Source organism: Kutzneria sp. CA-103260 (genome assembly GCF_018263855.1).
Lineage (GTDB): Bacteria > Actinomycetota > Actinomycetes > Mycobacteriales > Pseudonocardiaceae > Kutzneria.
Map to the genome: position 1 here is coordinate 5,473,220 of NZ_CP073318.1, position 12,560 is coordinate 5,485,779.

8 protein-coding genes are annotated in these 12,560 nt (G+C 69.1%); 1 reads left to right on the plus strand and 7 read right to left on the minus strand.

The window, feature by feature from the left end:
- Positions 1 to 10: 10 nt before the first annotated feature.
- Together JJ691_RS23845 and JJ691_RS23850 are read right to left on the minus strand one after the other, a co-directional pair.
- Positions 11 to 628: a hypothetical protein gene (locus tag JJ691_RS23845; RefSeq protein WP_211772292.1), complete on the minus strand. Its 618-nt coding sequence runs from the start codon at positions 626 to 628 to the stop codon at positions 11 to 13.
- Positions 604 to 7,077, minus strand: a complete 6,474-nt coding sequence (locus tag JJ691_RS23850) for a golvesin C-terminal-like domain-containing protein (RefSeq protein ID WP_211770932.1) — start codon at positions 7,075 to 7,077, stop codon at positions 604 to 606. Before JJ691_RS23850 ends, JJ691_RS23845 begins: the two co-directional genes overlap by 25 nt.
- A gap of 776 nt (positions 7,078 to 7,853) precedes the next feature.
- Here JJ691_RS23850 and tyrS point away from each other — a divergent pair.
- Complete coding sequence (gene tyrS / locus JJ691_RS23855; protein ID WP_211770933.1) at positions 7,854 to 9,245, plus strand: tyrosine--tRNA ligase; 1,392 nt, start codon at positions 7,854 to 7,856, stop codon at positions 9,243 to 9,245.
- On the opposite strand, the gene JJ691_RS23860 is transcribed toward tyrS, so the two are convergent.
- The 5 genes from JJ691_RS23860 to JJ691_RS23880 are packed head-to-tail and all read right to left on the minus strand — an operon-like array spanning position 9,235 to position 12,560.
- Positions 9,235 to 9,465: an acyl carrier protein gene (locus JJ691_RS23860; protein WP_211770934.1), complete on the minus strand. Its 231-nt coding sequence runs from the start codon at positions 9,463 to 9,465 to the stop codon at positions 9,235 to 9,237. The genes tyrS and JJ691_RS23860 overlap by 11 nt on opposite strands.
- A complete protein-coding gene (locus tag JJ691_RS23865; RefSeq protein ID WP_211770935.1) occupies positions 9,465 to 10,553 on the minus strand; it encodes a hypothetical protein in 1,089 nt (362 codons plus the stop codon). The genes JJ691_RS23860 and JJ691_RS23865 overlap by 1 nt, the downstream gene beginning before the upstream one ends.
- Positions 10,550 to 12,148: a hypothetical protein gene (locus JJ691_RS23870; protein ID WP_211770936.1), complete on the minus strand. Its 1,599-nt coding sequence runs from the start codon at positions 12,146 to 12,148 to the stop codon at positions 10,550 to 10,552. The genes JJ691_RS23865 and JJ691_RS23870 overlap by 4 nt, the downstream gene beginning before the upstream one ends.
- Positions 12,145 to 12,369, minus strand: a complete 225-nt coding sequence (locus JJ691_RS23875; protein ID WP_211770937.1) for an acyl carrier protein — start codon at positions 12,367 to 12,369, stop codon at positions 12,145 to 12,147. The genes JJ691_RS23870 and JJ691_RS23875 overlap by 4 nt, the downstream gene beginning before the upstream one ends.
- 5 nt (positions 12,370 to 12,374) lie before the next feature.
- Entirely contained in the window at positions 12,375 to 12,560 is a 186-nt protein-coding gene (locus tag JJ691_RS23880; RefSeq protein ID WP_211770938.1) for an MbtH family protein, read from the minus strand.

Consider the following 12,560-nt stretch of genomic DNA (forward strand, 5'->3'; position numbering starts at 1 on the left):
CAGCTCCCCCTCATCGCTCTTCCTGTTCGGCGATCGCGTCCAGCTTGGACAGTGCGTCCCTGGCTCGCTTGCGCACGAGCGGCAGTTCGTGGTCGAGCAGCGGCCGTAGCGGCTCGCGGGCCTCGACGGCCTTGAGCCGGGCCAGGGCGGCGGCCGCGAACGCCGCCAGGTCGTCGTCACCGAGCAACCGCACCAGCAGCTCGACGACCTCCGGCCGGCCCTTGCCGACCCGCCCCAGCGCGCTGACCACCAGCTGCCGGGACGAGCCGTACCGGCCCTGCCCGGCGAGCTCCAGCAGGCCGGACACCGACGACCTGTCGGCCACGATGTCCAGCGCGCTGCCCATCGCCCAGCGAGCCGAGTCATCCTCGACCCGGCCGAAGCACTCGAGCAGCGCCGACGCCGCGGCCGGCCGCGCCTCCTTCACCGACAACGCCCGCGCGATGCCCTCCATCAGGCGGGCGTCATCGGGGTCGGCCCGGCGCAGGCCCGCGATGAGCACGGGCACCGCGCCGGCGTAGCCGGACCGGGTGTTCACGAGGTCCCAGACGGAGTTCACGGCCACGCCGGCGGCGCGCAGCTCGGTCACGAGATCCTGTTCGGTCAGAGATTGATCGGCGGCAGCCATCGGAAGATCCGCACCAGTCCTAGGTTCTGCATGCTTCGTATCGCCGGGCTGAGCGTGGTGTCCTGCCGGGCGATGATGGCGAACGTCCGGCTGGTCGCGGACGCGAAATCGTAGAAGTCGGCCAGTTGGTCGGTCAGGTCGAGATGGGACACGTTCTTCACGTCCAGCAACACGTTCTTGGAGAGATAGTCGGGAACACGATAGCTGGCGGTGCCGCTGGCCGACGGGATACGCACCTTGCCGGGCGGAATGCCCAGTGCGGTCTCGCCGGCGGTGCCCAGCGCCCGGGCCGTGCGGCAGCTGTTGTGCACCAGCACGGCGACGCCGTTGACCATGACGTAGTAGGTGTGCAGGTCATCGACGGTCAGGTTGAACGCCGTGCGCTGCCCGAGGTAGCTGACCACCGACACGACGGCCACCAGGTCGCCGTCGGGCTCGCGCAGCTCGTCGCCGGGTTTGAGGTCGGCGGCGTTCACGAACTTCTTGGCGGTCGCGTCCCAGAACGGGTGCTGCTGGGTCGATGTGATGGTCCCGTCGCCGGTCGCCGCGTGCACGGTGACGTTGGTGAACTGCTGGTCGCCGGGCGTGACGATCTGCGCGTCGACCGGCTCGGCCCGGGTGGCACCGGTGGTCGGATCGGTGGCCTGCACCCGGTCGCCCACCTGCACGTCGCTGATCGCCTTGGTGGTGCCGTCGCCCATCAGCACCGCGGTCGCGGCCGGGAAGCTGTTGGTCACGGGGCACGCCTGCGACTCGGCCTGTCCCTCGGCTTCCTGTTCCGCCTTTTGTTCGGCGGCGGCTTCGGCTCTCTCCTCGGCCGCCTTCTTCGCGGCGGCCTCCTCGGCGGCCTTGCGGGCCGCGGCTTCGTCGGCGGCCTTCTGCGCCGCGGCGGCCTGGGCCTGTTTCGCAGCCTGTTGGTCGGCCTCGGAGACGGTCTTGTCGACGGCCTTGACGTCCTCGGCGACGTGCTCGGCGTCCTTCACGCCGGTGGAAATGGCTTCGGCGGCCTCGATGCCCTCGTCGACGTACTTGGCGCCCTTGATGGCATAGCGGGTGCCGAGCGCGGCGTCACCGATGACGGGGATGGCGCCGGCGAGTGAGAGCCCGGCGTCGAGGTAATCGCCGTCCACCGCGTACCACGCGGCGTTGGCGACGTCGGCGACGGCGCCGACAACCGGGATCATGCCGGCGACGTCGAGGGCGGCGTGCCCGAGGTCGGACAGCCAGTTGTGGCCGTTGAGCTCGATGTTGCTGAGCGGGTTGCCGCCGCCGAACGCGTAGCGGTTGCCGGTGAAGGGATTGGCGGTCAGGCTCAGGTCGGACAGGGCCCCGTTGTAGGAATCCCGGGTGAGGAAGGAGTTCAGACCGGGGTCATAGGTCCGGAAGCCCATGTTGTACGTGCTGCTGTTGCCGTTGATCCGGGCCGCGTTGAACCGGTACGCGTTGTACGGATCCTTGTCCGGCTGGGCCGGATCGGACTTGTCGGCACCGGTGTCCTGGCTGGAATCATCGGCCCCGTAAGCGGTGTAGCCGTAGGTGGCCTTGGTGTCACCGTTGGCGTCGGTGACGGCCTGCACGTCGGAGTGCGGGCTGTAGCTGTAGTAGGTGGGATCCTCGGACCCGTCGTCCTTGTGCACCACCTGGGACAGCCGCTCACCCCACGGCGAGTACTGGTACGTCTTGGTGAGCTTGCCGTTCTCGTGCTCGGCGGTCACCGCTCCGGACACGCCCAGGTAGTCGAACGTGGTGGTCTTGCCGTTCTTGCCGTCGGTGGTCTGGGACACGGTCCGGTCGAACGGATCGTAGGCATAGCTGGTGGTGCTGACGGTGTCGCCGGTCTTCTTGCGGTCGGTGGCGATGTGGTCGAACCCGTCGTAGCCGTAGCGCTCCAGGGTGTTCCCGTTCAGCGTCACGGTGTCCAGCCGGCCGAACACGTCGTAGTTGTACGACGTGGTGAAGCCGCCGGCGCTGGTGGTCTGCAGCCGGTTGCGGTCGTAGTTGGACGTGGTGGTCTGGTTGCCGATGGTCTGCGACACCACGTTGTTGTTGGCGTCGTGGACGTAGCTCTCGTTCTGCCCGCCGCCGGTCTTGGTCGCGCCGGCCAGCCGGTCCAGCGGGTCGTAGCTGTAGTTGGTGGTCTGGTTGACGTAGGCCGAGTGGTTGTCGGCGTTCTGCGTTTTCGCCACGTCCTGCGTCTTGTTGCCGTCCGGGTCGTAGTCCAGGGTGTGCTCGGCAACCACCGTGCCGTCGGACTTGTTCTCGATCTGGTGCTGCAACTGGCCGTTGAGGAAGTAGCTGGACGTGACCACGTTGCCGTTGGGCCGGGATTCCTTGTTGACCTGACCACTCGGGTCGTAGCCGAACGTGGTGACCTTCGGCTTCGGGTCGGTCGCGGACTCGGCGTTGGTCACCTTCGTCAGCAGATTCCGTGCGTCGTAGGCGAAGGAGGCCGCCGCCGCGTCGTCGCCGCGGGTCAGGGTGTTGCCGTCGGCGTCGTAGCTGAACGTCGTGGTGTGCTGCACCGCGCCGCCCTTGCCGACCTTCACGGTGGCCAGCCGGTCCATGCCGTCGAAAGTTGCGGCGTAGTCGTCGAACTGGGCACCGGTGGACTGGTCGGCGAGATCGGTCAGGTTGCCGTCGGCGTCGTAGCTGTAGTTGAACAGGTTCTTCTGCGGTGGCGGCGGATTGTTGTTCTGCCGCACCACCTTCACCGCGTCGGCGGTGACCACGCCGCCGGCGTTCGCGGCCAGCGTGATCTTCTGCCCGCTGCCGTCGGCGGTGAACGCCCAGCTGCCCAGCTTGACCCAGTCGCCGGCCTGCTGCGTCTGGTCGACGGTGGTGTTCGCGGTGCCGCCGGTGAAGTTCACCGTGTACGCGGCATCCTTGGCCGCGCCGGCCACCGACGGGTACCGCACGTACACGTCGTAGGTGCCGTCCTGCGGGATCACCAGGTTCCACGAGAAGGAATCGGTCCCCGGGCCGGCCGCGTGCGTCTGGTAGTCGTAGCCCTGGAATCCGCTGCTGCCTGCGCTCGACGCCGGCCACGAGCCGACCGCGGACACGTTCTGCGCGTCGGAGTTGTCCACCAACTCGACCGCACTGCCGGCCGGCACACCGACATCGGCGCGGGTCTTGACCTTGCCGTCCGGGTAGTAGTCCCAGGACATCGACCGGGACGACGATCCGCCGGCGCTGGTCAGGGTGCGAACGGTCTGCTGGCCGAGGTCGTTGTAGTCGTAGTTGGTGGAGATGTCCACCGGGTCGGTCGAACTGCGGGACCAGCCGTTGTCGAAGTAGTTGTACGTGGTGTCGTTGCGGACGGTCTGCCCCTGCGACGGCGGCGCGCTGACCCGGGTCAGCTGGCCGGCGGCGTCGTAGCTGTAGTCCGTCTCGGACGGCTTGTTGTACCGGGAATCGTTGGGGTCGAAGGGAGAGAGCTGGGCCTGCACCCGGTTCACCGGGTCGTACCGGGTCTGCGAGACGAAGGCCTCGGTGCTGCCGGCGGCCACCGCCCGCGGCGAGATGACCTTGGTCTGGTTGCCGACCTCGTCGAACTCGTACCGGGTGGTGTTGTTGGTGATCGTCCCGTTGTCGTTGCGGAACGGCGCCTGCACCTGGACGGTCATGCCGCGGGCGTCCAGCGTGTAGCTGGTCTTGTTGCCCTCCTCGTCGGTGGTGCTGGTCTGCAGGCCGTCCCGGTCGAAGCCGGTGGACTTGGTGTGCCCGTCCGCGTCGGTCACCGAAGTGGTGCGGTGATTCAGGTCGTAGGTGTACTTCGCGGTGACGTGACCGAGCGGGTCGGTGATCGACGTGTTGTCGCCGACGTTGTTGTAGGTGTAGGTGGTCCGGCCGCCGTTGGCGTCGGTCTCCGCGATCACCCGGTTCAGCTCGTCGTAGGTGTTGGTGGTGGTGAACGAGCCGCGGGCCGCGCCGGGCAGGTTGCCGTTGGGCTGGGTGGTGGTGATCGTGTTGCCGACGCGGTCGTAGCCGTAGGTGGTCAGCCGGTTCGGGCCGGTATCGGTGTCCTTGGGCAGGGTGCTGGCGACGACCCGGTCGCTGGCGTCGTAGCTCGCCGTGCCGACGGCGCCGTTGGGCGCGGTCAGCCGCACCACGTTGTCGTTGCGGTCGTACACCGGCCCCGGTGTGACGACGTACTGGCCCTTGTCCTGGTCCTTCGGCACCTTGGACAGCAGCGGCCGCTTGAAGATGTCGTACGTGTACGTGCTGGTCTTGTGGTTCGCGTCGGTGATCGACACGACGTTGCCCACCACGTCGTAGTTGGTGGTGGTGACGGCGCCGAGCGCGTCGGTTGTGGTCTGTGGGAAGCCGTTCGGGTCGAAGTTGCCGAAGCGCGTGCTGTGGCCGTTGGCGTCGGTGCTGGTCAGCGGCTGCCCGGTGGAGTCGTAGGTGTACTTGGTGGTGAAGTGTCCCGGCGGCGTGCCGGAGACGTTGCCGTTCGGGTCGGTGACCGAGATCAGGTTGCCCGACTGGTCGTAGCCGAACGTCGAGGTCCGTCCCTCGGCGCTGGTGTTGGACACCACATCGGCGACATGGCCGTTCAGGAACGTCTGATAGGACACGCCGATCGAGGCACCGCCGTTTGCGGCGTTCTGCGCGTCGGTGATCTGCAGCGGATAGCCGGTGTTCTGGTCGTACACCCAGGTGCTGACTGCGTTGTTGGCTTCCTGCAACCGGATCACGTTGTTGTCGGCGTCCCAGTTCAGGTTGGTGGTCTCGTTCTTGGCGTCGGTGGTCGACACCATCCGGCCGAAACCGTCCAGCAGCAGGGAACTGGCGTGCCCCAACGGGTCGGTGATGGTCTGCTTGAGCTTGGTACCGGACTTGGGATCCGTAGCGGTGTAGTCGAACGCGGTGCCGGCGCCGCTGCGGTCGGTCAGCGTCTGCACGCGGCCGTAGCGCAGCTGGTCGGACGGATCGGTGAAGTACTTGATCTGGGTGCCGTGGCCGAGCGGGTCGTTGACCCGGATCAGCTTCGGGTTGGTCAGCAGCGCGCCGTTGTCGTAGAAGAAGTCGAAGTCCTTCTCCTGCGGCGTGCCGGCGCCGTCGGCGAGCTCCTGGAGCAGGCCGGTGTCGCTGTAGGTGAAGGTGATCGTCCGACCGGACAGGTCGGTGATCGACTTGAGCTGGTTGACGATCAGGTTGTTCGGCAGCGCGGCGGTGGACTTCTTCACATCACCGGAGAAGTAGTTCGCGGCCTCGCCGGCTTTGTAGTAGTCGAAGGTCAGCGACTGGCGGCCGGCCGGGTCGGTGATCGAGGTGAGCACGCCGGTGTTGCGGTTGCCGATGACCGTCTTGGTGTAGTTGAAGGTCATCGTGTTGCCGTTGCGGTCGACGGTGGCGGTCTGGAAGCCGTCGGCGTCGAAGAAGAACTGGGTGCGGTCGGGCTGGGTCATCACCCAGGCCCGGTTGGGGTCGCTGCTGCCGGTGTGCTGGAGGTACAGGTGCACGCCGGCGGGCTTGTCGTAGTCCCAGTCCTTCGGATCGTTGCTGCCGTGCTTGTTCAGCGAGAACACATGGCTGGTGCCGTCGCCGTCGACGAGCGTGACCTTGCCGGGATAGCCGAGCAGGCCGCCGAGCAGGTCGAACTGGAGCGGCGTGCCGAGTCGGGGCAGCGAGGACGCGGAGACCGACCAACCCGCGCCGGCATAGGAGTTCGACGTGTCCAAGCTGTTGTAGCTCAGCCGAACGAAGCTGGACAGGCCGCGGCCCGGGTTGGTCAGCGGCGCATAGCCGAACACCAGGTTGCCGTTGGCGGCGTTGACCGAGACGGAGCTGCCGGCACCGGTCGCGACGCCGCTGTACTGGTAGAAGTTCTCCAGCCCCAGCTGGTCGGAGGTCGGCTGCTCGACGGCGACGTTCTGGTCCAGCGTCGGCACATTCGCGGTCTGCGACAGCCAGGCGCCGGTCTTCTTGTCGCGCAGGTCCCACCTCAGCACGTACGCCTGGCGCTCGTTGCCGAAGATGCCCGGCGTCGGCGCGACGACGTGCGCGTCGAAGGTGGCGGACTGGCCCGGCGCGAGGTCGTTCGGCAGCGCGGTGCCGAGCCGGTTGGACTGGTCGGTGCGGTCAGTGCCGTCCGGCAGCGTCCAGTGGTAGGAGAGCTCGAACTGGCTGGCCGGCAAGGGATTGCCGGTGCTGTTGGTCAGTGCGAACGGAATCGAGTACTGCTCGCCGGGGATCATCCGCTGCGGCGTGGTCGGCGCCGAGTAGGTCGCCGACGTGGTCGCCTTCGGCTTGCTCACGGCCAGCGGCTTGCTGGTCGCCGCCGGCTGGCGGTGCGGCAGCGCAGCGGTGGACGGCACCAGTTGGCCGTGGTGCTGGCCCGGCTCGGCTCTCCAGTTGGTGGCCGGCCCCAGCTGTGGAGTCGTGTGTGCCGGCGCGATGCCAAGCGGGGCCGCCCCGTTCGCGCTCTGTCCCGCGAGCAGCATCGCTCCAACCGTAAACAGGCATGTCAAAGTCGTGCGTAACCGCACCATTTCCCCCGTACCCCCTCGGACGGTGTCGTTCACTCGTTAATCGGCAACGACATCACGCTCTCGGTCGCAAAGTACGCCCGTGATCTTCGTAGTCCTGCCGCCAATCGGGGGACTTGATCAGCGCATAACCGACAAACACGACCATTTATGGCGGACGATTGCCGTGTTGTCGGCGGTATCGGACACACGATCACCGTCACCGATGGCCGATTCACAAGCGGTGCTCGGCTTTGTGTCGCCCGTCCGGCGTTCGCGGCGTGCCTGGACGTCTTCGAGGACTCGTTGCCCTTCTATCAGACCGCTCAGGACCACAACGAAACGGCCGCCGCCGCGGCCGGGTTCAGCGAGGCGATCAGCCGCATCGGCGACGCCACGGTCGACGAGCCCACCTCCTTCTGACAGATGATCGTCCGAGACATCGAGGCCGGCGACTACAACGCCGCGGACCTCGAAATGTGACCGATCCGGTCCGCGACGCCCAGCACACGCCGACCACGGCTTCCGTCATCAGCGCACCGGCCCGATTGCTGTCCACCGCGCGCCGTCGGCACTTGTTCGTCACCCCAGGCACGCTCCAAACGCTGGCACACCGTCCTGGTCGTCGACGCTGGACCTACCAGCGTCGACGACCAGGACGGCCACCGTGACGGCTGCGCGAAAACAGCGGCGTCCGGTCACGACCTCCCGTTAGTATCGGCTCGTCGTGACGATCTACCAGGAGTGCGCTGATGAGCCGGCTGAGCCAGTCAATTGACCGCGTGACCGCGCTGCTCGAGGACGCGGATCTGGCGGGCGACGCGGCCGTGCGCGAGCTGCTGGCCGAGACCACCCGGCGCCGGAGCCTCGACCTGTCCGACCTCACGCTCGCCGAGCAGGCGGCCCTGATCGGCGCGCGTTCGCAGGAGCTGCAGCCATCCACCGAGGCGCTGGCCGAACGGCTGGCCAAGGCCGCGGGCGAGGGCCGGCCGTTCGTCGCCAAGTTCGGCATCGACCCGACCGGGGCCGAGGTGCACCTGGGGCACACGGTGCCGATGCTGATCCTCGGCCGCTTCCAGCGCATGGGCCACCAGGTCGTGTTCATCGTCGGCGACATGACGGCCAAGATCGGCGACCCGTCCGGCCGCTCCGACGACCGGCCGGCCCTGACCGACGAGCGCATCGCGGCCAACCTGGCCACCTACCGCCAGCAGGTCAGCCCGTTCTTCGACTTCGACCGCGCCCAGTTCCGGCACAACGGGGACTGGCTGCGCCAGGTCACCCTGCCGCGGGTCATCGAGATCCTGTCGCAGATCCCGGTGTCCATGCCGCTGCAGCGGGAGGACTTCCGCAAGCGCCTGGACGCCGGGCAGGGCCTGTCGATGGCCGAGCTGGCGTACTCGGTGGTGATGGCGCTGGACTCGGTCGAGACCAACTGCGACCTCGAGGTCGGCGGCATCGACCAGTTCCTCAACATGCAGATGTGCCGCAAGGTCATGGACATCTGCGGCCAGACCCCGGAGCTGGTGGTCGCCACGTCGCTGATCGAGGGCACCGACGGCGCCGGCACCAAGATGAGCAAGTCCCGGGGCAACTACGTGCCGCTGGTCGCCCCGCCGGGCGAGATCTTCGGCCGGATCATGTCGGTGCCCGACCGGCTGGTGGACCCCTACCTGCGGGCGCTGTCGGAGTGGGCGGACGCCGAGCTGGCGGTCGTCGGCGCACGGGTGGCCGCCGGCTCCCTGCACCCGATGGACCTGAAGAAGATCCTGGCCGGGGAGATCACCGCGGCCATCCACGGTGTGGACGCGGCGATGAAGGCCCGCGAGGAGTTCGTCGCCCGCTTCTCCCGGCGTGTGTTCGGCGACGTCGACGACCTGCCCTCGGTCACCGACCTGGACCAGCCGGTGACCGAGGTGGTCAAGGCGCTCGGTTTTGCCAAGAGCAACGGCGACGTCCGCCGGGTCGCACAACAGAACGGCCTGCGCCTGGTGGTCGAGTCCGACGGCGACCAGGAGACGGTGACGCTGACTGCCGACGACACGCGGGAGCCGCTGGCGGCGCTGGTGGACGGCATGCTCGCCGGCCGGACCGGCGACTGCTACCTCAAGGTCGGCCGCAAGCTGGCCCGGGTCACCCGCTGACGACGCCGAGATAGGACCGGAAGAAGTCGCCGAAGCTGGCCGCGCTGATCATCTCGAAGGTGTCGACCTCGATCGCGGTCTCCTCTTCGAGGCCGGCCATCAGCGCGACCGCCTTCAGCGAGTCGCCGCCCAGGCCGTGGAACGAGTCGGCGGCCGTCACCGGCCCGCCGAACACCCGGCCGGCGACGGCCAGCAGCTTGTCGAACCGCTCGTCTTCCATCACACCACTCTCGTTCGAAAATCGTCGGGGCCGCGGCCCCGCAGCAGCTCACGGTGCCGGGACAGCGCGGCGCGGACCTCGGCGAGGTCCCGCACCGGGAACTCGACCGGCACGTCCGGGCCCAGCTCGGGCAGCATCGTCGCGGCGGCGCCGGTGAACCGGATCCGGTCGCGCTCCACGGAAACCGAGTCCTGCTCGGCCCAGACCTGGTTGGCCGCCACCGCGTCGTCCTCGGTGACGCCGGCCGGCAGCCGCAGCGCGATCCGGCGCGATCCGACCGTCACCGGATAGCCGCCAGGCCGGCCCATCGGTCCCGGCAGGTGGGTGTGGACGGTGGCGTCGCCGACCACATCGAACAGGGTTCGGGCCGCGGACAGGCCCGTGACCTGGTTCGCCTCCTGCCGCCGCACCCGCCGCTGCGCTTCGAGCAGCGGCACGGCCGGCACTCGCTTCCCCGCCACGTACACCACGGCTTCGTGGTCGGGGTTCGCGGGTGCGTGCAGGTGCAGGTGGTGGGCGAGCATCGCCAGCTCACCGGCCTCGGCGTCCTCGGCCAGCCGGGCCCGCGCGGCGGCGGCGAGCACGGCGACGTTTCCGATGCCTGCGAACACCGGAATCCCCAACGCGGACAACACCGGATTGACCGCGTCGGGAAACGCCGCGTTGAGGAACAGGCTGTCCGGCGCCGCCTCGGCGACCGCCCGTGCCGCGGCCTCGGCCAACTCGACGTGGAACGGCAGGGTCACGCCGAATCCCGCACGCCGGGTGAACTCGGTCCAGGCCGACGGTCGCGCGGTCCCCTCCCACGGGGACTGCGTCGACGCGCACAACAGCACCGCGTCCGGCACGACCTCGGCCACCACCGACGCCAGGTCCTCGGTTCGCCAGGTCGGCAGCGTGATCCCCCGGAAGGTGACCGGATTCCCACCGGTCGCCGCCCGCACGCGGGAAACCTGGCCGATTTCTCCCACCACCGAGGCGTCCCGGCCGACCACGGTCACCCGGATCGGCCGCGTCGCCACCGCCGCGAGGCTGTAGCAGACCACTCGGGCCAGTGAACCGCTGCCGAGGACAAGGAAGTCGGTCATACGGCGACGGCCGTTCCGGCGTCGGTGGGCAGTTCCTCGACGAGGATCCGCACCGGGCCCGCCTGGGCGGAGATGTCCCGCAGGAACCGGAGCGCGGCGTCGTTGCGGCCGGTCGCGACGTGCCGGAACACCAGCGTGTCGCACTGCCGTTGCACCGCCAGCTCGATGATCCGGGCGATCGTGTTGTCCTCCACGCCGCGGCCCATCGCCGGGCAGCTCACGTAGAACGGGTCCACCACGCCGGATCCGTCCGCGAAGCGGACGCCGCAGGCCACCGCGTGGCCGTAGTCGCCGAGCCGGTCGCGCACCTCGCCGACCAGGATGGTGCTGTCGTCGTCCTCGACGAGGGCGGCCAAGCTGTCCTCGTCGTGGGCGATCCCCAGGGTGAAGTCCTTGGTCTTCTCGGCCATCTCCGCGATTGCCGGCAGCAGTTCGCCGTCCATCGGCCGCCAGTCGACGGACACGCCGAGACCTGCGATGTAACCGGCGAGCGACACGGGCGCGGCCGGCTCCCCGGCGGCCACGGCCGGCGTCGGACGCGGCGAGTCGAGCGGCGGGACCTGGTCCCAGACGGGGCTGCCGACCAGGTTGGCCGCCCACATCTCGGCGTCCGCGCCGATGCCGACCACGCCGGTCGGGTCCGGCCAGCTGCCGGCGTCCGCGGTGAGCAGCCGTCCGACAGGAGTCCACGTGTCGTCGACGAATTCCCAGTCATCGACGAGGTCTTCCCAGCCGTCACCGAACAGCGACCGCACGATCGGCCACATGGCGTCCGGCTGCGCACGGCTGATCGCCACGGTGCGAGACCCGTTGTGGCGCAACTGATCCAGGATCGGCCTCAGCAGCTCGCCGCCGGACCGCGGACCCGCCCCGTCGCGCAGCAGGCTGTCCACGTCCACCGCGACGACGGAGCCAGCGGGCTGCAGGCGCAGCCGCAGCAGCCGCGCCGCCTGGTCGGCCAGCCCGGCGAACACCGTGTCGCTGTAAGGGATTCCGGCCAGGCGATGCAGCATCGGCGTGTGCGCGTTGGCGACGCCGACCGATCGGACCACGGCCTCGGCGTCGAGCAGACCGACGTTGGGCCGGCCGGCGAGCCGGTCGCGCAACGCCTCCCGCACCATCGTCGCGGTGGCCACGACCCCGCGGTGCAGGCCGTGGTCGCCGATCCCGAACGGCCGGTCCTCCGGCAGCGCGGGGAGCACGAAAACCAGCGTGGCGTTCCACCGGGTACTGGCGGCCAGCGCCTCGTCGGCGAGCATGAGCAGCTCGGCGGCGTGGTCCACGTCGTCGGGGTCGTCGAGTCGCGGCGGGCGGCCCCAGCACTCCTCGAACCGGGGCGCGACCAGCAGGACGTCGGGCTCGGCCTGGGCGGTGGCGCTGCCCGGGTCGACGCACTGCTGGGCGATCTGATTGTACGGGCCGACCTCGACGTGCGCAGGCATCCCGCTGTCGTGCAGGGCCAGGCCCAGGTGCGGCACCAGCGGGTCCGCGGTATAGCTGGCCAGCACCGCCACCCGGTACGGCGCGTCCTCGCGGGCGATCTCTCGCCAGCGCCGCCACGCGTCCACCAGCAGCCGGGCGTCGCCGCCGGTCACGGTGTCCGCTCCTTGACGTACACGCGGCGGATGTCGGCGATGGTCTTCATCTCCTTGATCTCCTGCACGCTCGGCGACACGCCGTAGGCCGACTCCAGCGCGACCACGATCTGCACGTGTTTCATGCTGGTCCAGGTGTCGTAGGAGGACAGCGGCCGGTCGTCGGCCAGGTCGGTCGGGTCCAGGTCCAGGATGGCGCCCACCAGCGCGGTGATCTCCATCGCGGTCAGCCCATCGCGCGGCGCAGGCTGGCCGGACGCATGTCCTGCCACACCTCGGCCACGTGGTCGAGGCACTCCTGCTCCGACCCGGTGAACCCGACGCCGTGCCAGCCCAGCGGCAGCTCGCGGTCGGCGAGCCAGATCGAGTACTGCTCCTCGTCGTTGCGCACTACGGCGTAGGTGAGTCCCAT

Excerpts from the sequence above, each read along its gene's own strand:
- JJ691_RS23845 (WP_211772292.1), bottom strand. The coding sequence starts at position 628 with ATGGCTGCCGCCGATCAATCTCTGACCGAACAGGATCTCGTGACCGAG.
- JJ691_RS23850 (WP_211770932.1), bottom strand. The coding sequence starts at position 7,077 with ATGCTGCTCGCGGGACAGAGCGCGAACGGGGCGGCCCCGCTTGGCATC.
- tyrS (WP_211770933.1), top strand. The coding sequence starts at position 7,854 with ATGAGCCGGCTGAGCCAGTCAATTGACCGCGTGACCGCGCTGCTCGAG.
- JJ691_RS23860 (WP_211770934.1), bottom strand. The coding sequence starts at position 9,465 with ATGGAAGACGAGCGGTTCGACAAGCTGCTGGCCGTCGCCGGCCGGGTG.
- JJ691_RS23865 (WP_211770935.1), bottom strand. The coding sequence starts at position 10,553 with ATGACCGACTTCCTTGTCCTCGGCAGCGGTTCACTGGCCCGAGTGGTC.
- JJ691_RS23875 (WP_211770937.1), bottom strand. The coding sequence starts at position 12,369 with ATGGAGATCACCGCGCTGGTGGGCGCCATCCTGGACCTGGACCCGACC.
- JJ691_RS23880 (WP_211770938.1), bottom strand. The coding sequence starts at position 12,560 with ATGGGACTCACCTACGCCGTAGTGCGCAACGACGAGGAGCAGTACTCG.